This is a genomic window from Agrobacterium sp. DKPNP3 (assembly GCF_052686535.1).
This window is the reverse complement of the sequence record NZ_JBQYSN010000012.1, coordinates 26,860-51,276: the sequence shown is the minus strand read 5'-3', so window position 1 is coordinate 51,276 and position 24,417 is coordinate 26,860. Positions and strand designations below refer to the sequence as shown.

At 59.1% G+C, this 24,417-nt stretch carries 22 protein-coding genes; 13 read left to right on the top strand and 9 right to left on the bottom strand.

All coding sequences use genetic code 11. From position 1 onward, the window contains the following. Window positions 1-69 precede the first annotated feature (69 nt). The 3 genes from lon to clpP form a co-directional block, all read right to left on the bottom strand. Entirely contained in the window at window positions 70-2,487 is a 2,418-nt protein-coding gene (lon, locus tag ACUTJJ_RS05710; protein ID WP_445541581.1) for an endopeptidase La, read from the bottom strand. Between the two features lie 410 nt (window positions 2,488-2,897). Further along, window positions 2,898-4,175, bottom strand: a complete 1,278-nt coding sequence (gene clpX / locus ACUTJJ_RS05705; RefSeq protein ID WP_063951205.1) for an ATP-dependent Clp protease ATP-binding subunit ClpX — start codon at window positions 4,173-4,175, stop codon at window positions 2,898-2,900. A 292-nt stretch (window positions 4,176-4,467) separates the two neighbouring features. Beyond that, window positions 4,468-5,100 carry an ATP-dependent Clp endopeptidase proteolytic subunit ClpP gene (clpP, locus tag ACUTJJ_RS05700; protein ID WP_003521529.1) on the bottom strand — a complete coding sequence of 211 codons (633 nt, stop codon included), beginning with the start codon at window positions 5,098-5,100 and terminating at the stop codon, window positions 4,468-4,470. Window positions 5,101-5,547: 447 nt separating this feature from the next. Between clpP and ACUTJJ_RS05695 the strand changes: the two genes are divergently transcribed. Both ACUTJJ_RS05695 and ACUTJJ_RS05690 read left to right on the top strand, forming a co-directional pair. Beyond that, window positions 5,548-6,795 (top strand): diguanylate cyclase, encoded by a 1,248-nt coding sequence (locus tag ACUTJJ_RS05695; protein WP_445541580.1) that lies wholly within the window; start codon window positions 5,548-5,550, stop codon window positions 6,793-6,795. A gap of 90 nt (window positions 6,796-6,885) precedes the next feature. Continuing rightward, window positions 6,886-8,133 carry a cytochrome P450 gene (locus ACUTJJ_RS05690; protein ID WP_445541579.1) on the top strand — a complete coding sequence of 416 codons (1,248 nt, stop codon included), beginning with the start codon at window positions 6,886-6,888 and terminating at the stop codon, window positions 8,131-8,133. Window positions 8,134-8,154: 21 nt separating this feature from the next. On the opposite strand, the gene ACUTJJ_RS05685 is transcribed toward ACUTJJ_RS05690, so the two are convergent. Further along, window positions 8,155-8,925 carry an SDR family NAD(P)-dependent oxidoreductase gene (locus tag ACUTJJ_RS05685; protein ID WP_172801658.1) on the bottom strand — a complete coding sequence of 257 codons (771 nt, stop codon included), beginning with the start codon at window positions 8,923-8,925 and terminating at the stop codon, window positions 8,155-8,157. 89 nt (window positions 8,926-9,014) lie between these two features. On the opposite strand from ACUTJJ_RS05685, the gene ACUTJJ_RS05680 reads away from it, so the two are divergent. Beyond that, a complete protein-coding gene (locus tag ACUTJJ_RS05680) occupies window positions 9,015-9,329 on the top strand; it encodes an ArsR/SmtB family transcription factor (protein WP_063951209.1) in 315 nt (104 codons plus the stop codon). A gap of 21 nt (window positions 9,330-9,350) precedes the next feature. Here the strand turns inward: ACUTJJ_RS05680 and ACUTJJ_RS05675 are convergent, their stop codons facing one another. From ACUTJJ_RS05675 to ACUTJJ_RS05665, 3 genes are all read right to left on the bottom strand, one after another. Then, window positions 9,351-9,695: a cupin domain-containing protein gene (locus ACUTJJ_RS05675; RefSeq protein ID WP_063951210.1), complete on the bottom strand. Its 345-nt coding sequence runs from the start codon at window positions 9,693-9,695 to the stop codon at window positions 9,351-9,353. Between the two features lie 12 nt (window positions 9,696-9,707). Beyond that, the gene (locus ACUTJJ_RS05670; RefSeq protein WP_445541578.1) at window positions 9,708-10,991 is read right to left on the bottom strand and encodes an O-acetylhomoserine aminocarboxypropyltransferase; all 1,284 of its coding nucleotides are present in this window, start codon (window positions 10,989-10,991) and stop codon (window positions 9,708-9,710) included. 73 nt (window positions 10,992-11,064) lie between these two features. Further along, window positions 11,065-11,499 (bottom strand): CoA-binding protein, encoded by a 435-nt coding sequence (locus ACUTJJ_RS05665; RefSeq protein WP_063951212.1) that lies wholly within the window; start codon window positions 11,497-11,499, stop codon window positions 11,065-11,067. An 841-nt stretch (window positions 11,500-12,340) separates the two neighbouring features. Here ACUTJJ_RS05665 and ACUTJJ_RS05660 point away from each other — a divergent pair. From ACUTJJ_RS05660 to ACUTJJ_RS05635, 6 genes are all read left to right on the top strand, one after another. Further along, a complete protein-coding gene (locus ACUTJJ_RS05660; RefSeq protein ID WP_445541577.1) occupies window positions 12,341-13,177 on the top strand; it encodes an EamA family transporter in 837 nt (278 codons plus the stop codon). Window positions 13,178-13,428: 251 nt separating this feature from the next. Beyond that, a complete protein-coding gene (gene rplM / locus ACUTJJ_RS05655) occupies window positions 13,429-13,893 on the top strand; it encodes a 50S ribosomal protein L13 (protein ID WP_004441288.1) in 465 nt (154 codons plus the stop codon). 2 nt (window positions 13,894-13,895) lie between these two features. After that, window positions 13,896-14,363: a 30S ribosomal protein S9 gene (gene rpsI / locus ACUTJJ_RS05650; protein ID WP_003521540.1), complete on the top strand. Its 468-nt coding sequence runs from the start codon at window positions 13,896-13,898 to the stop codon at window positions 14,361-14,363. Between the two features lie 130 nt (window positions 14,364-14,493). Then, window positions 14,494-15,447, top strand: coding sequence for an agmatinase (speB, locus tag ACUTJJ_RS05645; RefSeq protein ID WP_445541576.1), 954 nt, complete (start codon window positions 14,494-14,496; stop codon window positions 15,445-15,447). Window positions 15,448-15,517: 70 nt separating this feature from the next. Next, window positions 15,518-16,450 (top strand): N-acetyl-gamma-glutamyl-phosphate reductase, encoded by a 933-nt coding sequence (gene argC / locus ACUTJJ_RS05640; protein ID WP_445541575.1) that lies wholly within the window; start codon window positions 15,518-15,520, stop codon window positions 16,448-16,450. Between the two features lie 10 nt (window positions 16,451-16,460). After that, a complete protein-coding gene (locus ACUTJJ_RS05635; RefSeq protein WP_445541574.1) occupies window positions 16,461-17,306 on the top strand; it encodes an aminoglycoside phosphotransferase family protein in 846 nt (281 codons plus the stop codon). A gap of 6 nt (window positions 17,307-17,312) precedes the next feature. On the opposite strand, the gene ACUTJJ_RS05630 is transcribed toward ACUTJJ_RS05635, so the two are convergent. Then, window positions 17,313-18,410: a COX15/CtaA family protein gene (locus ACUTJJ_RS05630; RefSeq protein ID WP_445541591.1), complete on the bottom strand. Its 1,098-nt coding sequence runs from the start codon at window positions 18,408-18,410 to the stop codon at window positions 17,313-17,315. 148 nt (window positions 18,411-18,558) lie between these two features. Between ACUTJJ_RS05630 and ACUTJJ_RS05625 the strand changes: the two genes are divergently transcribed. Next, window positions 18,559-18,771: a DUF2842 domain-containing protein gene (locus ACUTJJ_RS05625; protein ID WP_063951219.1), complete on the top strand. Its 213-nt coding sequence runs from the start codon at window positions 18,559-18,561 to the stop codon at window positions 18,769-18,771. A gap of 96 nt (window positions 18,772-18,867) precedes the next feature. Next, window positions 18,868-20,100 (top strand): GNAT family N-acetyltransferase, encoded by a 1,233-nt coding sequence (locus tag ACUTJJ_RS05620; RefSeq protein ID WP_445541573.1) that lies wholly within the window; start codon window positions 18,868-18,870, stop codon window positions 20,098-20,100. Window positions 20,101-20,107: 7 nt separating this feature from the next. Here ACUTJJ_RS05620 and uppB read toward each other — a convergent pair whose 3' ends face one another. After that, entirely contained in the window at window positions 20,108-22,381 is a 2,274-nt protein-coding gene (uppB, locus tag ACUTJJ_RS05615) for a polysaccharide biosynthesis protein UppB (RefSeq protein ID WP_445541572.1), read from the bottom strand. 210 nt (window positions 22,382-22,591) lie between these two features. Here uppB and uppC point away from each other — a divergent pair, with 210 nt between their 5' ends. Continuing rightward, complete coding sequence (uppC, locus tag ACUTJJ_RS05610) at window positions 22,592-23,164, top strand: polysaccharide export protein UppC (protein WP_209088761.1); 573 nt, start codon at window positions 22,592-22,594, stop codon at window positions 23,162-23,164. Between the two features lie 17 nt (window positions 23,165-23,181). After that, complete coding sequence (gene uppD / locus ACUTJJ_RS05605; protein ID WP_445541571.1) at window positions 23,182-24,324, top strand: polysaccharide biosynthesis type 4 glycosyltransferase UppD; 1,143 nt, start codon at window positions 23,182-23,184, stop codon at window positions 24,322-24,324. Window positions 24,325-24,417: the final 93 nt, after the last annotated feature.

Genomic DNA, 24,417 nt, shown 5'->3' with positions numbered 1-24,417 from the left:
CTAACACATTGAATCTACGCGACACACGCCACGAAAGGCGATTCCCGCCTTTCGTGTGCCTGTGGGCCTTCAATGTGCGATGGTCTGGCTGCCGTCATCAACACCTTCGACCGTTGCAATCACGGGCGTTTCGATGCTGCCGTCCCACTCGATGGGTTCCGGCTGGCGGATGAGGGCGTGCTTGATAACCTCGCCCATGCGCGATACCGGAATGATTTCCATCTCGTTCTTTACGTTGTCCGGAATCTCCGCCAGATCCTTGGCGTTTTCTTCCGGAATCAGCACCTTCTTGATGCCGCCGCGAAGCGCTGCAAGCAGCTTTTCCTTCAGGCCACCGATCGGCAGAACGCGACCACGAAGCGTGATCTCGCCTGTCATCGCCACATCCTTCGAAACCGGAATGCCGGTCATGATGGAGACGATGGCGGTTGCCATGGCGACACCGGCCGACGGACCATCCTTCGGGGTTGCCCCTTCCGGTACGTGCACGTGGATGTCGCTCTTGTCGAAGCGCGGCGGTTCGATGCCGAAGTCCACGGCGCGCGAGCGGACATAGGATGCCGCCGCCGAAATGGATTCCTTCATCACTTCCTTGAGGTTGCCGGTGACCGTCATACGGCCCTTGCCCGGCATCATCACGCCTTCGATGGTGAGCAGCTCACCGCCGACTTCCGTCCAGGCTAGACCTGTGACGACACCGACCTGATCCTCGCGCTCGGCCTCGCCGTGGCGGAACCGCGGAACGCCCAGATAATCCGGAACATTGGCAGCGGTGACTTCCACGGACTTGACCTTGCCCTTGATGATCTCGGTGACAGCCTTGCGCGCCAGCTTCATGAGCTCGCGTTCGAAGCTGCGCACGCCCGCCTCGCGGGTGTACTGCTGGATGACGACCATCAGGGCATCATCGGTGACCGAGAATTCTGCCGGACGCAGGGCATGTTCCTTGATCGCCTTCGGCAGCAGGTGACGCTTGGCGATTTCGCGCTTTTCGTCTTCCGTGTAACCGGCGATGCGGATCACTTCCATACGGTCCATCAGCGGGCCCGGGATGTTCAGCGTGTTGGCCGTGGTCACGAACATCACGTCGGACAGGTCGTATTCCACTTCCAGGTAGTGGTCCATGAAGGTGGAGTTCTGTTCCGGATCGAGAACCTCGAGCAGCGCCGACGACGGATCGCCACGGAAATCCATGCCCATCTTGTCGATTTCGTCGAGCAGGAAGAGCGGGTTCGCCTTCTTGGCCTTCTTCATCGACTGAACGATCTTGCCCGGCATGGAGCCGATATAGGTGCGGCGGTGACCGCGGATTTCCGCTTCGTCACGAACGCCACCCAGCGCCATGCGCACATATTCGCGGCCGGTCGCCTTGGCGATCGACTTGGCGAGCGAGGTCTTGCCGACGCCGGGCGGGCCGACGAGGCACAGGATCGGGCCACGGATTTTCGTCGCACGGGCCTGCACTGCCAGATACTCGACGATCCGCTCCTTGACCTTGTCCAGACCGAAGTGGTCCTGATCCAAGATCTTCTCGGCGTTGTTGAGGTCGGCCTTGATCTTGGACTTCTTGCCCCAGGGCAGGCCAAGCAACCAGTCCAGATAGTTGCGCACGACGGTCGCTTCCGCGGACATCGGGCTCATCTGGCGCAGCTTCTTCATTTCCGCTTCAGCCTTTTCCTTGGCCTCCTTGGAAAGCTTGGTCTTGGCGATGCGCTCTTCCAACTCGGCCATCTCGTCACGGCCATCCTCGCCGTCGCCGAGTTCCTTCTGGATCGCTTTCATCTGCTCGTTCAGGTAATATTCGCGCTGGGTCTTCTCCATCTGACGCTTGACGCGCGAGCGGATGCGCTTTTCGACCTGAAGCACGGAAATCTCGCCTTCCATGAAGCCAAGCGCCTTTTCAAGCCGCTGCTTCACGCTGACGGTTTCCAGCATTTCCTGCTTTTCGGTGATCTTGATCGACAGGTGAGAAGCAACCGTATCGGCAAGCTTCGAATAATCGTCGATCTGGCCGGCAGCGCCGACAACCTCGGGCGAAATCTTCTTGTTGAGCTTCACATAGCTCTCGAATTCCGAAACGACCGAACGCGAGAGCGCCTCGATTTCGACCGGGTCTTCGGCAGGCTCCTGCAACGGCGTCGCCGAGGCTTCGTAGAAATCCTCGCGGCCGGTGTAGCTGTCGATCTGGGCGCGGCCCTTGCCTTCCACCAGCACCTTCACGGTGCCATCGGGAAGCTTCAGGAGTTGAAGCACATTGGCGACAGTGCCGACCTTGTGGATAGCTTCAGGTGCCGGATCGTCGTCGCTGGCATTGATCTGGGTGACAAGCATGATCTGCTTGTCCGAACCCATGACTTCCTCGAGCGCACGAATGGATTTTTCCCGCCCGACGAACAGGGGAACGATCATATGCGGGAAAACGACAATGTCGCGCAGGGGAAGTACAGGATAGGTACCACCAGATGCCGCAGACGTGATGTTCGTCATATCATTTCCTTTCCTGGTCCCTTTCGGGACACTTTGCCGGACAGCTTGGGGCATCCGGCACATTCATTTCTCGAGACTGAAAGTGGAGTTTCGAAACACCGATTTCAAGTCGTCGGAACAGACAGCCTTACGCAGCGGCAAGACCGAGAAACTCAACAAAACTCAGCGCTGGCTCATACTCCCGACATTCCGGTTATCCTCAAGGGTCAGGAACCGGGTCGCCGACGAATTTCACATTTCCGTCATATCGCGCTGCAAATCAGTTGTAAGACTTTATCAGCAAAGCGCAATCCGCTCCAAACGCAAAATCGGGCTTCATCAAGTTAGACGCAAGTTTCGCAAAGTCGCTCCAATAGAAAAGGCCCGCACGGATGCGGGCCTTTAAATTCGTCCAACATTGCATCAGCCCATCAGGCCGAAACGTTGGTCTTTTCTTCCTGACGGTCCGCATAGATGTAAAGCGGACGGGCGACACCGCTGACGACCTCGTCGGAAATGACGACCTCGCGTACGCCTTCCAGCGTCGGCAGTTCGAACATGGTATCCAGCAGGATCTTTTCCATGATCGAGCGCAGGCCACGGGCACCGGTCTTGCGGGTGATCGCCTTGCGGGCGATTTCGCGCAGCGCGTCCTCGTGGAAGGTCAGCTCGACATCTTCCATCTCGAACAGGCGCTGATACTGCTTGACCAGAGCGTTCTTCGGCTCGGACAGGATCTGGATCAGCGCATCTTCATCCAGGTCTTCCAGCGTCGCCAGAACGGGCAGACGGCCAATGAATTCCGGAATGAGGCCGAACTTCACCAGATCTTCCGGCTCCAGCTCGCGCAGCACTTCGCCCACACGCCGGTCGTCTTCCGCCTTGACGGTCGCACCGAAGCCGATCGAGGTCTTTTCGCCACGGGCCGAGATGATCTTGTCGAGGCCGGCAAAGGCGCCGCCGCAGATGAACAGGATGTTGGTCGTATCCACCTGCAGGAATTCCTGCTGCGGATGCTTGCGTCCACCCTGCGGCGGAACGGAAGCGACCGTGCCTTCCATGATCTTCAGAAGCGCCTGCTGAACGCCCTCGCCCGACACGTCGCGCGTGATGGACGGATTGTCCGACTTGCGGGAAATCTTATCGACTTCGTCGATATAGACGATGCCGCGCTGGGCGCGCTCGACATTGTAATCCGCTGCCTGCAACAGCTTCAGAATGATGTTTTCCACGTCCTCGCCGACATAACCGGCTTCGGTCAGCGTCGTTGCGTCCGCCATGGTGAAGGGAACGTCGATGATGCGGGCGAGCGTCTGGGCAAGATAGGTCTTGCCACAACCCGTCGGGCCGACGAGCATGATGTTCGACTTCGCAAGCTCGACATCGCCATTCTTGGAGGCGTGCGCGAGGCGCTTGTAGTGGTTGTGAACGGCCACGGACAGAATCTTCTTCGCCTGCTTCTGGCCGATGACGTATTCGTCGAGGATCTTGATGATGTCCTGCGGGGTGGGTACACCCTCGCGCGACTTCACCATCGACGTCTTGTTCTCCTCGCGGATGATGTCCATGCACAATTCGACGCATTCATCGCAGATGAACACCGTCGGTCCGGCAATGAGTTTCCGGACTTCGTGCTGGCTCTTGCCGCAGAATGAACAATAGAGTGTATTCTTAGAGTCGCCGCCGTTGCTGCCGCTGACTTTGCTCATATCACTTTCCTTCCAGCACGCCGCAGGTCCGCCAAACGGATCGCGGTCAACTTACCGCCCGCAGATACGACCGCCCTTGGGGTGCATTGCCGTATCCGCCTCGTTTAACGGGGTACTAGCCGTATCAGATACAGGACCTGACAACCGGCTGCAACGAATTCCCCATCAAAACCAAAGCTACGTCATAAAATCTCAACATAGCCTTTATATATACTAATATCGCTTTCTGTTGCGGTTGAAAGCCCCGAAATTACTTTTGCGGCTTCAAACAAACGTCAAAAAGCGGCGCGCCTCAATTCGCGGCGGCGCCTTCGATTTCCTGGCGCGACGTCAGGATCTTGTCGATCACACCCCAGTCCTTCGCCTCGTCTGCATCCATGAAATGGTCGCGATCAAGGGTTTTTTCAACCTCTTCGAGCGTGCGGCCAGTGTGCTTCACATAGACTTCATTCAGACGGCGCTTCATCTTAATGATGTCGCGGGCATGGCGCTCGATATCCGAAGCCTGTCCCTGGAAACCGCCAGACGGCTGGTGCACCATGATGCGGGCGTTCGGGGTCGCAAAACGCATTCCCTTTTCACCCGCGGCCAGAAGCAGCGAGCCCATGGATGCGGCCTGACCGACGCAGAGCGTCGAGACCGCAGGACGGATGAACTGCATCGTATCGTAGATCGCCATGCCGGCGGTCACGACGCCACCTGGCGAATTGATGTAGAGCGCAATTTCCTTCTTGGGGTTTTCCGCCTCGAGGAAAAGCAGCTGGGCGCAGACGAGCGACGCCATCTGGTCTTCCACCGGACCGGTGAGGAAAATGATGCGTTCCTTGAGAAGACGGGAAAATATGTCGTAGGAGCGTTCGCCGCGATTGGTCTGCTCAACGACCATCGGCACCAGAGCCATGGCGGTATCAACTGGATTTTTCATGTCCGTCCTTTGTCAACTCTGCCCTTCGCGGAAAACCGCTCCGGAATCACTTCTAACCTTCGTTCCCCCTACATAGAGTGTCCCTGCCCCGTACTTCAAGACAGGAAGCCGCATATCCTTAACGGCTCAACAGCGTTTACAGGGCTTGAGGGCCAGCACCGGCAGGCTTTTGCACCCGGTCGCCCCAACCGCAGCCACTTGTTTCCGCGCCATCAAAATTTTACCAAGACTGGCGACGACGAAAAATTTCTCCGTCGTGCACAGATATAACTTCTAACCGGCAAGAACTCGTTAGTATTTGCTGCTGATACTGAAAAACGAATTTCGGTTCCCATTGGCGAATAGGCCCGTCCGGGCGGAATGGCAGCTCAACAATTCAGCGGGAATGACGCACGTCGTGCGACCTTGCCCGCTATTGCCGCATGATGGCGCAGATAGGATTTTGCAATGCTGGATGCAAAGACGAGCACGCTACTGTGGGCGGCGGAAACGTTTACCCTTGCCGTGCTTTTGGGAACCCTGTGGCTGCACCGCCCTGCCCGTCGGCATAATCTCTATTTCGCGGCCGGTTTTCTCGTGACCGGCGTCGGGACGGTCATGGTCGCTTTGCGTGGGGAAATTTCAAGCTTCCTGTCCATTCAGGTCGGCAACACGTTGGCGCTGGCCGCGTTCGGTTTCTGGCTTGCCGGCCTCCTCACGCTGGAGCGACGCACGCTCGCCGGCTGGATCGCGATCCCGGCCCTGCTGTGGATCGCGGGAATGTTCGTGCCGGCTGTGCGCGACAATATGGTGGCCCGCATCCTGCTTTATCACGCCAGTGCGGCCACGGGCTATTTCATGCTCGCAGGAATTCTTCTCGCGAGCAGTGAGCGCCGCTCGCGCAGCCGAAAGGTCCTGGCGACGATCCTGATCCTGCAGGCTTTCGCCGGCGCTATCGTCGCCTCGATTGTCATCCCGGCCAATGCTGCTGCCCCCAATGCCATTCCGCTGACATCGGCGCTTGCGTTTTCCGGCATGCTCGGCTTCACCGCGATCATCATGATCAGCGCCAAGATTATCATGGAGGATACGGAGGTTCGTCTACAGCGTCTCGCCATGACGGATCATCTGACGGGCGTTCTCAACCGGCGCGGCCTGCTTGAGGAATTCGATCGCATCAAAAAGCGCGCCCATGCCTCTGACCGCTACGTGGCGCTCGCTCTTTTCGACATCGATCATTTCAAGAAGATCAACGACCGCTATGGCCACCAGTCGGGTGACGCCGTGCTCGTTCACTTCTGCTCCATTGCGCAGCGCGTCATCGGCAACCGAGGCCTCTTCGTTCGAATGGGGGGCGAGGAATTTGCTCTGGTCGCCGAGGTGGACAGCCCCTCCAGCACCGTGGCGCTGGCGGAATCCATTCGCAGCAACCTGCGCCACTCCAACATCACCGCCCGCGGTCAGGCGATCGAAGTCACGACCAGCGTTGGCATATCCGAAGCGGTCGTCAGGGATGCCGACCTCAACAAGATGATGACCGAGGCGGACCGCGCGCTTTATGCGGCCAAGAAAGCGGGGCGCAACCGCACCGTCATCCATGTGAATTCAGCCAATGTCGTCGTACCGGCCACGGATCGCGACGAAGATCCGATGGATAACAATGCGGATCGGCAGGTCGCGGCGCTCAACCGTATAGCTGCAATTGCCAGCCGGTAACCCTATCACCGCGGGGTGACACCTCTTCGAACGCCAACGAGCTGTCGGACCGACCTTTTCAAAACCCGGCAGTCAGCTTAAACCATCACCATGACAGCGACATTTCCTTTCCTCCAAATCGATCCCGCCACACGCCGCGTTTCCCTTGATGCCCGCGATCCGGCCTTCTACAACGATCCGAACCCGGTTTATGCCGCGCTCCATGCACAATGTCCTACCTTCTACTGGGAAGAGCAGCGGCAATGGTTTTTCACCGGTTACGACCATGTCAGCGCCCTCCTGCGCGACCGCCGTTTCGGTCGCCAGATTCTGCATGTGGCAAGCCGCGAGGAACTGGGCCTGCCGCAGCCATTCGAGCATGTGAAGAACTTCGACCTTGCCGAGCAGCATTCGCTTCTAGAGCTCGAACCGCCCGAACACACGCGCCTGCGCACCCTTATCAACCGCGCCTTCGTTTCCCGCCATGTCGACAGGATGAAGCCGGAAATCGAGGAACTCGCCAACCGGCTGATCGATGCTTTCGAAAAGAAGGGCGAGACGGAACTGCTCTCCTCCTACGCCGATATCATCCCGGTGACGATGATCGCCCGCATGATCGGCATTCCCGAGGAGATGGGGCCGCAGCTTCTCAAATGGTCACATGCCTATGTCGGCATGTACATATTCAAGCGCACGCCCGAAGACGAACTTCTGGCTGACAGGGCTGCAAAGGAATTTTCGGATTATGTCCGCAGTGTGATTGCTGAGCGAAGGGCGGCACCCAGGGACGACCTTCTGAGCCACATGATCCATACGGAGCACAAGGGCCAGTACCTGACGGATGACGAGCTGGTATCAACAACCATCGTCCTGCTCAACGCGGGCCACGAAGCGACCGTGCACCAGATCGGCAATTCCGTGCGTATCATTCTGGAAAGCGGGATATTGCCGCAGGCCTTGTTCAACGACGAGGTCGCCACGGAACGAACGGTGGAAGAAACCCTGCGCATCTGCGCACCGGTGCACATCTTCCAGCGCTGGGTTCTGGAGCCGGTCGAGATCGACGGCGTCACATTCAAGCGCGGCGACAAGGTGAGCCTCATCCTGGCTGCTGCCAATCTCGATCCATTGAAATTCTCCGACCCGCTGACGTTTCGGCCGGACCGGAACGAAGGCGCCAATGTCTCCTTCGGCGCCGGCATCCATTTCTGCATCGGCGCGCCGCTGGCGAGGCTGGAGCTCAATCTCGCCCTGCCGCTGCTTTTCAAACGTCTGCCCGGCCTGAAGATCGCAGAGCCGCCCAAGGTCAAGGATGTCTATCACTTCCATGGCCTGGAGCGGCTCGATCTAAGCTGGTGAGCGTTGCCTGAGCCTCACGCCTCAGATCTGAGCGAGACCGCCATCAACCGAGAGTTCGACGCCGGTGATGTAGCTTGCCTTGGACGATGCCAGAAAAAGCACGGCCTCGGCAATCTCGTCGGGGTCTGCCATACGACCGATCGGTGCGGCGTCTTTTAGATACGCCTCGTAACCGGCGATCTTTTCTTGGTCCAGCTTCAGGCCGTTTTCCATGATCGGCGTGCGTGTCATGCCGGGGCTCACCGTATTGACGCGGATGCTCCTCGCCTTCAGGTCGTTGGCAAAACTGCGGGCGAATGAGCGAACGGCAGCCTTGGAGGCATTATAGGCGCTCAACCGCTCAAGGCCCTTGTTACCGACGATGGACCCGGTGAGCACGACCGAGCCGCCATCGCGCAGGACCGGCAGCAATGTCTGCACGGTGTAGAACACGCCCTTGACGTTGATGTCGAAAATCCGGTCGTAGAGGGCCTCGTGGGTATCGCCGAGGTCATTGTTCTCGGCGATACCAGCATTGGCAACCAGCACGTCCACTTTCCGGCCATCGGCCTCGATGCGTGCCTTGAGCCTTTCCAGATCGGAGAGATTGGCCACATCGGACGCAAATCCGATCGCCCCCCGCCCGAGCCTGGCGACTGCGGCTTCGAGATTGGCGGCGTTACGGCCCGTCACATAAACGGCAGTGGCTCCGCCTTCCAGAGCCAACTTCGCGACGGAAAAGCCGATGCCTGTCGACCCGCCGGTAACGACCACGACCTGCCCACTGAATAATCCAGACATTGCACACTCCATGAATGTCATCATTTCCGAAACACCATAATTCGGTATTTCGGTTTTATTGAAATATTGAAGCTTGTCAATCCATATGCTACAGGCCGCTTATGGCTCAGTTTTTTCATCCTGCTCGCGAAGACATCTCGCTCACCGCCGTGCTCGCCGCTCTCGGCGAACCTGCGCGCATGGGTATCGTCAGAAAATTATGGGGTTCCGAGACGGGGCAAAATTGCGGTGCGGCGGCGCCCTGTCAGGACATGCCGCGCTCCACCCTGTCCAGTCATATGCGTATTCTGCGGGAAGCCGGCTTGATTCGCACCCACAAGCAGGGCGTCGAAAATATCAGTGTTGTCCGAACAGAGGATCTCGAAGCCCGGTTTCCCGGGCTTCTGCCGTCGATCCTTAAATTCGAAGCGCAATAGGCGCTGGAAAACACCCGGCTCTCACAGCCGGATGACGTAATCCTTCCGCGTGGTTTCCACCACCTCCCAGGTTCCGGTAAAGCCTGGACGGAGAATGACGCGGTCGCCGGCCCTCAGCTCACGCGGTGTGCCACCGTCTTCGGTCAGGATGGAGTGGCCCTCGAGAATGTTGAAATACTCCCATTCCTCGTAGACCACCCGCCATTTGCCGGGCGTGGACTGCCAGATGCCGGCGTAGATGCCGCCCGGCGCCTCCTCCAGATTCCATGTGGTGAATTTGGGGTCGCCGGAAAGCAGCCTATCAGGCGCAGGCGCACCGTGCTCCACCTCGACGCTGCTGTCTTCAAAAGGCACGAGATTTGTCATAGCCGCAGGTCCTCAGACTTTCGACAGCGACTGTTCGAGGTCTGCGATGATGTCCTTGACGTCCTCAATGCCGATCGAAAGGCGAACCACATCCGGTCCTGCACCCGCCGCCGTCTGCTGTTCCGGCGTCAGCTGCGCATGGGTCGTGGATGCGGGATGGATGACGAGGGAGCGCGTATCGCCGATATTCGCAAGATGGGAGAAGAGTTGCAGCCCTTCCACAAGCGCCTTGCCGGCCGCGTAGCCGCCCTTAACACCAAAGGTGAAAACGGAGCCCGCGCCCTTTGGTGAATATTGCTGCTGAAGAGCGTGGTTATCGCTATCTTCAAGACCGGCATAATTCACCCATCCCACCTTGGGATGTACTTTCAACCATTTGGCAACGGCAAGCGCACTGTCGGAGTGGCGTTGAACGCGTAGCGGCAGGGTTTCTATACCGGTCAGAATGAGGAAAGCATTGAAGGGTGAGATCGCCGGGCCGAGGTCACGCAATCCGAGAACGCGGCAGGCTATGGCGAAGGCGAAATTGCCAAATGTCTGGTGCAACACCACGCCGGAATATTCCGGCCGCGGCTGCGACAGGGCCGGATATCGGTCCGTTGCAGACCAGTCGAAGGTGCCGCCGTCAACGATGATACCGCCCATGGAATTGCCGTGGCCGCCAAGGAATTTCGTCAGCGAATGCAACACGATGTCGGCACCGTGTTCGAGCGGTCGCAGCAGATAGGGGCTCGCCATGGTGTTATCGACAATCAGCGGCAGGCCGTGGCGGTGGGCAACCTCGGCAATGGCGGCGATATCCACGAAGGTGCCGCCGGGGTTGGCAAGGCTCTCGATGAAAACCGCGCGCGTGCGCTCGTCAATCTGCGCCTCGAAGCTCCCGGGATCAGCAGCGTCAGCCCAGCGCACCTGCCAGTCAAAACCCTTGAAGGCATGGCCGAACTGGTTGATCGAACCGCCATAAAGCTGGCGCGCCGCGACGAAATTGTCGCCATGCTGCAGAAGCGTGTGGAAGACGAGCAATTGCGCCGCGTGGCCGGACGCGACAGCAAGCGCCGCCGTGCCGCCTTCCAGCGCCGCCACGCGCTCCTCCAGAACCGCCTGGGTGGGGTTCATGATGCGGGTATATATATTGCCGAACTCTTTTAGTCCGAAAAGGGCTGCGGCGTGGTCCGCATCGCGAAAGGCATAGGCCGTGGTCTGATAAATCGGTGTCGCGCGTGCGCCGGTTGTCGGATCAGGTTGTGCGCCCGCATGGACGGCCAGCGTCGAAAATCCGGGATTGCTGCTCGACATGATGTTTCCTCCGTTGGAATTTTGGAGGGATCATAATGCCTTGCCGCCAAATGATAAGTCTGATCCGTACTAACTATCTTGTAATATTGAGACGCGGATACTCAATTGCGGGGCAACGGTCCATCACGACATCCATGCCATAGGCTTCCGCCTTGGCTGCGGCGTTGTCATCGCGAACGGAAAGCTGGCCCCATATCACCGACGGTCGCTCCGGCAGTACTATCGCCTCTTCAACGATAGCCGACAGATATTCCGGCGCACGAAAGACGTCGACCATATCCACGGGCTCGGGAATATCGGCGAGCCGTGCGTAGACCTTCTGGCCCAATATCTCCTTGCCAGCCTGACCGGGGTTGACGGGAAACACGCGGTAACCCTTTGACAGTAGAAAACGCATCACGCCGTGGCTCGGCCGGTCCGGGTTAGGGGACGCGCCGAGCAGCGCAATCGTTTTGACGTCGGTGAGAATTTTTCTGATGTAGTCGGGCTCGTAATGATCATGCTGCATGTCAACTTCTCCCTTTCCAGGTGTCTCGCGGTTTTACAGGCACGCGCTCACCTCTTTCATCTAATTATTTGATGCGTTAGGCCAGCCTGCATGGTCGAAGACGTCTCTTCGATATAGGTCCGCGTCTTCCATCTAGTAAGGCTAGCGGGCAGCTTTAATCCTGCTCCTTAGAAATTCATCCTCGAACCATGACTCTGGCGGACAAGCGCACGAACCAGAAAACGCAAAACCATTTCATAAAACACGAAAACGCGGATGAAATTGACTGCATTCCTCAGCTTTTGAATATAACGATGAGCCCCGACGAGGGCCGCCGAAAACAACATAAGCGTGCACACAGAGCGCCGTTCGTCTCCTGTTTGTTTTCATTCCGTTCACACTTGAATTAGCGACACCTAATTTTCACAAAGTTATGACCTAAATCGATCGTAGCGAAAACCTGTAACGATATAGGACATAAAACTGGCGCATTATGAAATTTCTTTTCACTCTGACATCAACGGAAAGACTTTTGCAGCTCCAAGGGAATACAATCAGATTCTCGCGCTTGACGTGCTTCGGCGACGTCATCAGGGCTCAGAAAACGCTTCCTCACCATCGCCTAGATCGCCATTTTCTCCATGGAATTGACCAAGGCGCCAACGCAAAATCATTCCAAGGAGAGATCACCCGCAGAAAGGATATTTTTTGCGCGCGTAAAGATTTGTCGCCATGAAGTTAGCCGACTGCCTTCAACGATCGAGGTTGCGCCGCAAAGCGACCGGACCAGGTCTAAAATCGATTCCGGTTTTCAGGCTGATGCTGTAGGCTGCAAAAAGTTGCCCGCAAGCGAGTCTTTACCGTGACAATCGACATTCTTCTTCTGGTGCTTCTGGGCGCGATGCTGCATGCCGGATGGAATGCGCTGGTTAAATCGGGAACCGACAAATCACTGGATGCATCTCTGATCGCGGCGGGCGCTGCGGCCTGTTCGCTGCCCTTTCTGCCGTTCCTGCCGTTGCCCTCGCCTGTCGCCGTTCCTTTTCTGGTTGCGTCCGCCGTCCTGCAATTCGCTTACTTCCGCCTTGTGGCCGCCGCCTATACGATCGGTGACATCGGGCTCGTCTATCCCGTCATGCGCGGCGTTGCGCCTTTGATCGTTGCGGCGACGAGCAGCCTGTTCCTGAGCGAGGTTTTGAGCCCCCTCGCCCTCGCCGGCGTTGCCATCATCTCCGCGGGCATCCTGACGCTCGCTTTCGAAGCCCGGCGGGGCGGTGGAAAGGCAATCCTCGTCGCCCTCCTCAATGCCTTCGTAATCGCTTCCTACACATTCGTGGATGGTGTTGGCGCAAGGCTCTCTGGCAACGCCATCTCCTATACGCTGTGGATGTCGCTTCTGCCGCCGGTACTTTTGTTCGGCTTCGCCTTTTTCCAGCGCGGCGTCGCACCCGTCATGCAGCATGTCGGACGCAACTGGTGGCGCGGCCTGATCGGCGGCTTCGGATCCATTCTCTCTTATGGGCTCGCCCTTTACGCTATGACGAAGGCGCCCGTCGCCGTCGTCGCGGCGCTCCGGGAGACCTCCATCCTTTTTGCGCTGATGATCTCCGTGGTTATCCTCAAGGAGCGCGCGAGCATGTGGCGTTATCTCGCCGGCGGCATCATTGCAGCGGGCGTTCTGGTGATGCGGCTAGGGTAAAATAAGTCAATTTAGTGGGGTAAAATATTACCACATACATAACTATATGATTTCATTTGCTTATTTTTACGGCCCGCAAATTCGTTCATATTGACGCTTTGGCTCGCGCACCGTATAAGCGCGCCAGACCGGATTCCAGCCGGAATAGGGTCATTTGCGGTTGTCTTTAACGGCAACCAAACCAAGCAACAAGAAACGCCCGTATGCTCTTCCTGAAGAGGATGACGGGTCCACGTTAGAAAGTGAAATTCATGTCTACTTTCGTTCAGAAGCCCGCTGAGGTGGAGAAGAAGTGGGTCATCATCGACGCCGAAGGCCTCGTTGTTGGTCGCCTCGCCACCATCGTTGCAACCCGCCTGCGCGGCAAGCACAAGGCTACCTACACCCCCCACGTTGATGATGGCGACAACGTCATCGTTATCAATGCGGAAAAGGTTGCCCTCACCGGCAAGAAGTATTCCGACAAGAAGTACTACTGGCACACCGGTCACCCGGGTGGCATCAAGGAGCGTACGGCTCGCCAGATCATCGAAGGCCGCTTCCCGGAGCGCGTCGTTGAAAAGGCCGTCGAGCGCATGATCCCGCGCGGTCCGCTCGGCCGTCGTCAGATGAAGAACCTGCGCGTTTACGCTGGTTCCAACCACCCGCACGAAGCACAGCAGCCGGTCGTTCTCGACGTTGCCGCGCTCAACAAGAAGAACGTAAGGAGCGCCTGATAATGGCCGATCTTTCCTCTCTGAAAGACCTCGCCCCGGCATCGGAAGCTTCGGCTCCCGTGCACGTCCGCAAGGTTGACACCCTCGGCCGCTCCTATGCGACCGGCAAGCGCAAGAACGCCGTAGCCCGCGTATGGGTCAAGGCCGGTTCTGGCAAGATCATCATCAACGGCCGCGATTTCACCACGTATTTCGCACGTCCGGTTCTGCAGATGATCCTCCAGCAGCCGATCGTCGCCGCTGCCCGTACGGGTCAGTTCGACATCATCGCCACCGTTGCCGGTGGTGGTCTCTCCGGTCAGGCCGGTGCCGTTCGTCACGGCCTGTCCAAGGCCCTCACCTACTTCGAACCGGGCCTGCGCTCCGTTCTGAAGAAGGGCGGCTTCCTGACCCGCGACAGCCGCGTTGTCGAGCGTAAGAAGTACGGTAAGGCCAAGGCCCGCCGTTCGTTCCAGTTCTCCAAGCGCTAATCGCTTACCGGAACGGTTCGTTCAGAACTTCGGAAGGCGGGGCTTCGGCTCCGCCTTTTTTCATGGCATTCCTCCCTTGTTTTTTGAGCGCGAAGACAGCAACCTCGGCGCAAAACGCAAGGGGTGAACAATGCCATCCAAAACAATCGACCACGCCTTCACCGCGACGAGCCTTACATCGGCCGCTACCGACCCCACCCATGCGGGCGTGTTGTCCTTCATGCGGCGGAGATATACGAAAAACCTCAAGGGTGTTTCGACGGCCGTGTGGGGGATCCCGTTTGATGCCGCGACATCCAATCGTCCCGGCGCGCGTTTCGGGCCGCAAGCGATCCGCCGCGCCTCGGCGATCTTCGACAATGATCCGCAATATCCCTTCGCGCGCGATCTTTTTGCCCGTATGCCGACCATCGATTATGGCGACTGCCTGCTTGACTACGGCAACCACTGGAAAACGCCTGACACGATCGAGAAGGAAGCGCGGTCGATCATCTCCAAGACGGATTATCTGCTGACGCTGGGCGGCGATCATTTCATTACCTGGCCGCTGCTGAAGGCCCATGTCGCCAGGCACGGGCCACTGGCGTTGGTGCAGTTCGACGCGCATCAGGATACCTGGTTTGACGATGGCAAGCGCATCGACCACGGTTCCTTCGTGGCGCGCGCCGTGCGGGATGGGTTGATCGACGCGGATCGATCCATCCAGATTGGCATCCGCACCCACGCCCCGGAAGATTTCGGCATCCGCATTCTGCACGGTTACGAGGTGGAAGAAATGCGGGCGAGGGATATCGCGTCGCTGATCGTCAAGCACACGGCTGGCATGCCTGCCTACCTGACCTTCGATATCGATTGCCTCGACCCCGCCTTTGCACCGGGAACAGGCACGCCTGTGGCTGGTGGGCCGACCAGTGCGAAAATTCTCTCCGTTTTGCGCGGGCTTGGCCAGCTCGATATTCGCGGCTCTGATGTGGTGGAGGTCGCACCCGCTTATGACCACGCGGATATTACCGCCATTGCCGGAGCGACCGTTGCAATGTATATGCTTGGCCTGCGTGCCGAACGGCTGGCCAAGGCTGGCTGACAAAGACAACGGCGCTTGCCAAACTGATTCCGAATACCCTCGCAACACTCTGAAAAGTCAGGACAAGGACATGACAGCGAAGATCTTCATCGATGGCGAACACGGCACCACGGGTCTGCAGATCCGCACGCGCCTTGCCGGTCGCCGCGATATCGAGCTGCTGTCCATTCCGGAAGCCGAACGTCGCAATGCGGCGATGCGCGAGGATATGCTCAACAATGCCGACATTTCAATCCTGTGCCTGCCCGACGATGCGTCGCGGGAAGCGGTCTCTATGGTCGCTGGCAACAATAATGTCCGCATCATCGACACCTCGACCGCCTATCGCGTCCATCAGGACTGGGCTTACGGCTTTGCCGAAATGGACAAGGACCAGGGCGAAAAGGTTCGTTCCGCCCGCCTCGTCGCAAATCCGGGCTGCTACCCGACCGGCGCGATCGCCCTTCTGCGCCCGCTGCGCGCCGCAGGCCTCCTGCCGGACGGTTATCCTGTCAGCGTCAACGCGGTTTCCGGTTACACTGGCGGCGGCAAGCAGATGATCGCGCAGATGGAAGACCAGAGCCGCGACGACGCCATCAGCGCCAACAATTTCCTGTATGGCCTGACGCTCAAGCACAAGCATGTGCCGGAAATGACGATTCATGGCCAGCTCGACCGCGCGCCGCTGTTTTCGCCCTCTGTCGGTCGCTTCCCGCAAGGCATGATCGTCCAGGTGCCGCTGTTCGCGGCCGACTTGGCGGAAGGCACTGATATCGAAACGATCCATGCGGCACTCACCGCCCACTATGCGGGACAGGATATCGTCAGCGTCGTGCCGCTTGCCGAAAGCAAGGGGCTCGCGCGTATCGATGCCGAGGAATTGGCTGGCAAGGACACGATGAAGCTCTTCGTCTTCGGTACCGAGGGCGGTGAGCATATCAATCTCGTGGCGCTGCTTGACAATCTCGGCAAAGGCGCATCCGGTGCTGCCGTGCAGAACATGGAACTGATGCTCTCCGCATGAGACGTTTCTCATGAGTGATGCCGCCCCATCTTTTCCGGCCTCGTGGAATATCGAGGCCGCAAAACAGATTGCCGATACGCCGGCAGGGGTGGTGTACGAGCTTATGCGCAGCGACGGTTCCCTTGCCGTCGCCAAGGTTCTGAAGAAAAAAGCCTTGAAGGACAGCCTTCGCGGCGCGGATTTCATCGAATGGCGCGCCGGTGTCGGCTGCGTCGAACTGCTCGACCGCTCCGATGACATTCTGCTGATGGAACATGCCGGCACGGAAACCCTTCGCGACATGCTGTTCCGGGAGGGCGACGACGATGCCGCAACGGAAACCGCCGCCGAGGTCCTGCTCCGATATCACCAGCCTTCCGAGCAGCCGCCGCCGTCCAGCCTATTGACGCTGCCGCTCTATTTCGAAAGCCTGTTCCGCAAGGCCGAACAGGACCGTACTGACGGCGTGGACAGCCCCTATATCGAGGGCGCCGCGCTGGCGCAGGCACTGATCGACCGGCAGCGAGATATCAGGCCGCTGCACGGCGATCTGCATCACGAGAACATCATGCGCAGTGAACGCGGCTGGATCATCATCGATCCGGCAGGCCTGATCGGCGACGCGGCGCTTGATGTCGCCAACATGTTCTCCAATCCGCTCGACCGTTTCGACCTCACCCGCAGCGAAGCGCGCATCGCCTCCATGGCTGCAATCTTTGCGAAGGCGCTGCAACGGGATGAACGACTGTTGCTGCAATATGCCTTCGCTTACGGCTGCCTCTCGGCCGCCTGGCATGATGAAGACGGCAATGACGAAGAGCGCGACAACGAGCTTGCTGTCGCGGCAGCCATCAAAAACGTACTTCGACAGCTCTGAGCGGCCTCAGTCCCTGACTTCGACCGAAACCGGCGCGGGATATTCTCCGATGAAACCGCGCCAATGGGCGACCGCAAAGCCCAGCACGAACAGCGCCATGCCCTGATGGGCGAGCGCGACGTGGATATCCACATGCAGCAAAAGCGTGGTGATGCCCAGCGCGGCCTGAATGGAGACGAGCACGAAGAAAAGCACCGCGCGTCGGGCGTGTGGCGTGCCGGGCAAGGCGCGGGCCATTGATGCCATATGCCACAGCGTGGCGGCAAACAGCGTGTAAGCACCCAGACGATGGATGAACTGAACCGTCTTCGGATTTTCGAAAAGGTTGATCCACCAAGGCTGCTGCAGGAAAAGATCGCCCGGCACCAGCGAGCCATCCATCAACGGCCAGGTATTGTAGGAAAGGCCGGCATTCAGCCCTGCCACCAGCGCGCCGAGATAAATCTGGAAAAGACAGAGAACCGTCAGCAAGGCCGCAAAGCCCCTGCCCGTCTTTTCGTTGGCGGCGTCAGGCGAATGGTGCGACAGTCCGCGCAGAATCCACATGCAACCCGCAAAGATAAGGCAGGCGATCGTCAGATGCGTGGCGAGACGATATTGCGAGACATCGGTGCGGTTGACGAGCCCAGATGATACCATCCACCAGCCGATAAAACCTTGAAAACCGCCAAGGGCAAGAAGACCGACGAGTGGCAGGCGCAGACGTTTCTCGATGCGGCCGCTCAGCCAGAAGTATGCAAGCGGCAGGGCGAAGATGATGCCGATCGTGCGGGCGAGCAGGCGATGCGCCCACTCCCACCAGAAGATCGTTTTGAACTCGTCGAGCGACATGCCCTTGTTGATTTCCTGATATTGGGGGATGCGCTTGTAGAGCTGGAATTCCTCTTCCCACTCAGCGACGGAAAGCGGCGGGATGGCGCCGTGGATCGGCTTCCACTCGGTGATCGACAGGCCGGATTCGGTGAGCCGCGTCGCCCCGCCGACGAGAACCAGACAGAACAGCGTGAAAAGCACGACCCGCAGCCAGATCCGCAGCAGTCGACGGTCCTTCTCCTGTTTCTGCAGGGCAGCCTCCACCACCACTTCCGCAGAACCATGTGCCATCGTTACGCTGTTCGAACGCATATTTCGGGTCTCCATCATACAGTCATGTTGATTAGCCCCAACCGGCACTACAAAACAAGGCCTCAGGGTTTGCGGCATGGGGTCGCGGCGCTATAGTCGCAAGACCAGTTCAATCACGGAAGAATGTATGCCTCCTCGCCTCAGATCGCTTATCGGCACCATCGTCATCATCTGCCTCGTCGTCGCTTACGCCGTGGTGGCGACGGCCATTGCATCGGCAGCGCTCGCTCAATCGCCGTGGTGGGTGCATCTTGCATATTTCGTATTCACTGGGGTTTTGTGGATTCTGCCGGCCATGCTCATCATCAAATGGATGGCCGGGCCTAAAAAACAGGACTGAGCGGCAGCGTCTGCATAACATCCACAGGTCGCAATATTATAAACTGATTGTTTGCCGCTCGACGCTATAGTCCCACCGAAACAACCGGAGAGAGTGATGGCGGCTGAGGGGCCTGTCTTCATCAGCGAGAGGCAAGCACCCACCGCCGTCCCAAATGGGCGGCGCGGTTCCGATCGGCTGTTGATCGACCTCGTGAGTGATGCCGCCACCATTCGCGCCGATTGGGAGCGGCTGGAAAGCGACCCGCTCAATTCGCTTCATCAGAGTTTCGGCTGGTGCTCCATCTGGGCGCGGACGCAGAACACCCCGTTACTGACGCTTCGCGGACGGCGCGGCGGCGAGACTATTTTTTTGCTGCCGCTCGAAATCGTGTCGGAAGGCGGCATTCGCAAGGCCGGCTTTCCCGGCGGCCGCTTCAACAATCTCAATACCGGCCTTTTCGAGGCTTCTTTTGCGGAACGGGAGGGAGAGGACATCGCGTCCGCCATTGCGCGCGAGGCGCCGAAGCTGCTGCATGGCCGGGCGGATGTTCTGGCATTTCAGAATGTACCGCTAATATGGCGCGGCAGGAAAAACCCTCTGTCACACCTTGCCTCCGTCGAAAACCAGAATCCCGCCTTCCAGCTTCATCTTTTCGATAGTTTCGAAGCTACACTTCGGCAGGTCAATGCCAAGAGGCGGCGCAAGAAGTTCCGTATCCAGCGGCGCAGGGCCGAGGAAATGGGTGGCTACAGCCACATCATCGCGCGGACACAGGAGGAAAAATGCGAAATCCTGCAGGCCTTTTTCCGTCAGAAAGCGGCGCGTTTCGCCTCGCAGGGCATACCCGACGTTTTCCGCGACCAGGCGGTGAAAGCGTTCTTCTACGATCTGGCCAATTTGCCGGAAGCGGAAACTGACGCCCTGCTGGAGCTGCACGCTATTCGCCTTCATGGCGCAAATGAAGGTGTCGTCGCCGCGATTGCCGGGCTTTCGCGCAAGCAGGATCACATCATCTGCCAGTTCGGTTCCATCGATGAGGCAGCCTCTGAGTGCAGCCCCGGCGAGTTGCTGTTCTGGCTGATGATTGAGCGGGCCTGCCGAGAAAAAGCCGCCCTCTTCGACTTCGGTGTCGGGGACCAGCGCTATAAGCGCAGCTGGTGCCCGGTTTTCACCGTGCAGCACGACATATTTCTGGCGTTAACGCTGAAAGGTCGGGTTGCTGCCTCCGGTTACGTGGCCATTGCCCGCATGAAGAGCATGATCAAATCGAGCCCTGCCCTCTATACGCTCATTCAGCGTCTTCGCGCAGGATGGCGCAAGACCGACACGGCCGCCGGCACCGACTGAGCATGCATCAGGCCGCGCTGCGATGGCCCGGCTTGCGCATGCCGGTCATCGGCAGTGCCTCTTCATAACCTGCGGTATCCAGTTCACCCAGTGTCTGCTCGAGAAGATCGCTGTCCTTGCCGGGAACCGAAACGACGATTTCGGCTGGCAGGTTGCGCAGCATTTTCCCGAGGCTCGAAATCTGCACCGCCCCGCACTCGACGAGAACCGTATCGTAAGCGTCCGAGAGCGCGCCGAGTATCATCGTCAGGCGATCGATCGCGCGCATGGCCTCCCGCGGCTGCGCATTGCCGCGCGGCACGATATGAGCGTCGGACAGACGGTCGCCATGAATGGTTTCGCCGAAGGCGGCAGCGCCGGCGAGAAGGTCCATGACGCCGGGAAGTCCGGTTTCGGGCGCCATCAGCCGCGTGGGACAGGCAGACGCCGTCATATCGACGAGAACGACCGAGCGACCGAGTTCCGAGAGCGCGCGCGCCAGCATGACAGTTGTCGTGGAACCGCTATCACCGGCCGGAGACACAACGGCCGCAACCGGTTTGGCAAGGCGGGTCGCAAGATAAGCCGCGACGGCATCGATCGAGAAATCCTCGGATGTCTCGGCATCATCGTGCGCGTTTTCAGAGGCGGCCGGCGTGGCAGCGGCCGGTTCTTGCCTGTGAGGTGCCGGAGCGACCGCCACGGGCATCATCGGGGCGGAGGCCGCTTCTGCGATAGCGGACTTATACGCCGCAGCCGGGACCACCTCTACCGCGGCCGGCGGTGTGGTTTCCCGCGCTGCGGCAGCCGGCTTTTCGGGCAAATCGGCAGCCTCGTCATCATCAACCCTCGCGCGCGAGGGCGGCGGATCGGAAAGGGGTGGAACCTGGCTTCTGCCAACCGGCTTCAAGGCGCGTCCGGTAAACAGCTCCACCAGCATGACGACGATGCATGACAAGAGGAAGGCCGCCAGCGTCACGACGATGGTGATGGCGCCGGTCTTCGGGAAATAGGGTTCGCGCGGCTCCACTGCCGTTGAGATGACGCGTGCATCCGCTGGCGTCGACTCTGCCGAACCGGCGCGCGACGTCGCCTCGCGATATCGGGCGAGATAGGTTTCGAGAAGCTGTCTTTGTGCGGCCGCTTCGCGCTCCAGGTCGTTGAGGCCCACCTGCTGTTCGCCGGCGCGCACGCTTTCCGACTTCAGCACATTCAGTTGCTGCACAAGCTGCCGCTCGCGCAGGCGCGATACGTTCGCTTCATTCTCCAGGCTCGCAAGGACCTTGCGGGTTTCTTCCTGGATCTGGCGCTCGATGCCGGACAGCTGGTTGCGCAGCGCCCGGATGCGCGGGTGGCCCTCCAGAAGCGAGGACGAGAGATCGGAAATCTGGCTGCGGATCGTCGTTTCGTTTTCTTTGAGCCGCTGGATCGTCGGAGATCCTACCACGTCGGGAAAGGTATCGAGCGGGCGACCGCTGGCCAGGGCGTTGCGCACGCCTTCCGCCCGCGCCTCGGCATTGGCACGCTCACCGCGGATGCGGCCAAGTTCGGTCGATATATCACTCAATTGCCGCGTGGCGAGCGTCTCGCCCTGCCCCGCCGACAGGAGGTCGGATGACGCGCGATAATCCGCGACTTTCCTGTCGGCATCCCGCACTTTTTCGCGAAGACTGGCGATTTCAGGCTCAAGCCAACGCGCCGCTTCCGTGCTGGTGCCAAGCTTCGCGCCGCTTTGCAACGCGATATAGGCCTTCATCATTTCATTCGGGATTGCAGCGGCGAGTTTCGGGTCCTCTGACGAGAACTCGACCGTGATGACGCGCGAACTTTCAACCTGATAGACTTGCAGTTTTTCACGGAAAGCCTTCAGGACCCGTTCTTCGGGCAGGACCTGAAGCGGGTCCTTCTTGATGCCGACGGCGATCAGCATCCGGGAGATCAGCGACGGATGAGCGTCCGGATCGAACTCATCCAGTTCATAAAGCTTCATGTCCTTGGCGACCTGCTTGATGAGGTCGACCGATTGGAGGATTTGCACCTGGCTCGAAACGGTCAGCTCATCCAGAACCGGTTCAGCCGGGGCGTTCGACTGCTGCGATGCGCCGAAGGAGGCGGCACGGGATTCGATAAGCAGACGCGCCTCGCCCTTGTAGGCAGGCGCCATCATGCTGGCGATCACAAATGCGCAGCCGCCGGCCAGAAGCGTAATCGCGGCGATCCGTCCCTTGCGCCGCCAGATGGCCGCGACAAGCTGCGCGAGATCGATATCCACATCCCTGTCATCCATGCGATCGCCGTTCATGCGCGCTCCGTAACCGACATAAATCGCGGCCCTTAAATATAGATGGTCAATTCCTGCGAAGCTTAAGTGCTGCCGGTAACACAACCGTTAATCCCGGCGGATCAGACAGCAAAAGGCTAATATTAGCATCACTTGCCCGGGGGCGTTTACCGCGCATTAACCCTAACAGAACGATAAGAATGGTCAAAGATCGACTCGGAGCCAGATGAGATGCCGCTCGCCGGATCACGCCATGTCACCGCACTGACGCTTGCCGTTCTGACGGCCCTTTCCGGCTGTGCGGCGTATCAACCCGCGCCGAGGTCCTTCAATGAGGCCGCCTTGCAGCCATATCATGTGGATAGCGGCGACAGGCTGCGCATCAACGTCTTCGAACAGACGGGCCTGACCAACACCTATACGGTCGACCAGGCTGGTTACGTCGCCTTTCCTCTCGTGGGTCAGGTTCCCGCCCGCGGGAAAACGCTCCCGCAACTCGAAGCCGCCATCGCGGCCAAGCTTCGCCAGGGCTATCTGCGCGACCCTGATGTCACCATTGAAATCGATCGTTATCGCCCCGTCTTCGTCATGGGTGAAGTCGGCCGTCCGGGCCAGTATTCCTACGTCCCGGGCATGACGGTTCAGAACGCGATTGCCATCGCAGGCGGCTTCAGCCCCCGCGCCAACCAGGCCGATGTGGATGTTACGCGCAAGATCAATGCCGAGGTACTGACCGGCCGGATCGGTATCACCGCCCCGCTTCTGGCTGGTGACACCGTCTATGTTCGCGAACGCTTCTTCTGACGGGCGGAGCGATCAGCGTGTCGGATGACGGCCCTCCCCTGCGCATCATTCACTGTTTCCGCTCGCCGGTGGGTGGCGTGTTCCGTCACGTGCGCGATCTCATCGAAGAACATGTCAAGCAGGGTCACAAGGTCGGCATCGTCTGCGACAGTTCGACCGGCGGCGCGCACGAGGAAAGGCTTTTCGCACAGATCACGCCGATGCTGGAGCTTGGCCTTACCCGCCTGCCCATCCGGCGCTCCATCAGTCCCGGCGACCTGCCGGCGCTCTGGACATCCTACAAACACATTAAAAGTTTGCGGCCGGACATTCTGCATGGGCATAGCGCCAAGGGTGGCGCTCTTGCCCGGCTGATCGGCTCACTTCTGCGGGTGAACAGGTATCGCGTAGCCCGCCTTTATTCTCCGCATGGCGGTAGCCTGCATTACGCCCGAAACAGCGTGAAAGGGCAGCTCTTTCTGCGGTTGGAGCGCTTTCAGGAGCGTTTCACCGACGCGCTCTGTTTCGTATGCCATTTCGAGCAGGCGACTTACGAGGCCAAGGTGGGCATGCCGCGCACCCGCACCGCAATGATCTATAATGGGGTGCAGGAGAGCGAATTCGAGGCCGTCCCCGCCCGTGAAGGCGCTGCCCGTTTCCTCTATATAGGCATGCTGCGCGACCTCAAGGGACCAGACATCTTCATCAAGGCGTTTGCCAAAACGGAACGCAGCCTCGGCAAGCCTCTGAAGGGCGTCATTGTCGGCGATGGGCCGGACAGGGACAAATACGCCGCGATGATCGATGCGGCCGGGCTTTCGCAACGGATTTCCATGCATGCCGCCATGCCCGCCCGGCAGGCCTTTGAGCTCGCACGGACAGTGGTCGTCCCCTCTCGCGCCGAAGCCATGCCTTACATTGTGCTGGAAGCGCTCGCTGCGGGAAAAACGGTTATTGCCTCGCATGTCGGCGGCATTCCCGAGGTGCTTGGCGAAAACAGCGAAGCACTGGTGCCGACAGGCGATGCGGACGCGCTGGCGCGAATCATGGCAAGGGACGCCGAAGATGACGGCTGGGCGCAACGCGTGATGCCCCACGCGGACAGCTTCAAGGCGAAATTCTCAACCCCCGTCATGGCCAACGAGATGATGAAGCTCTATCGCGATCTGCTGCTTAACTGAAGCAGTTAAAAAACTCGATTTCCGATTGTATATTCCCACCACGTTGCAGAAATCCGTCATAAACGTTTCTTAGCATGTTTCGGCTAGTTTTCT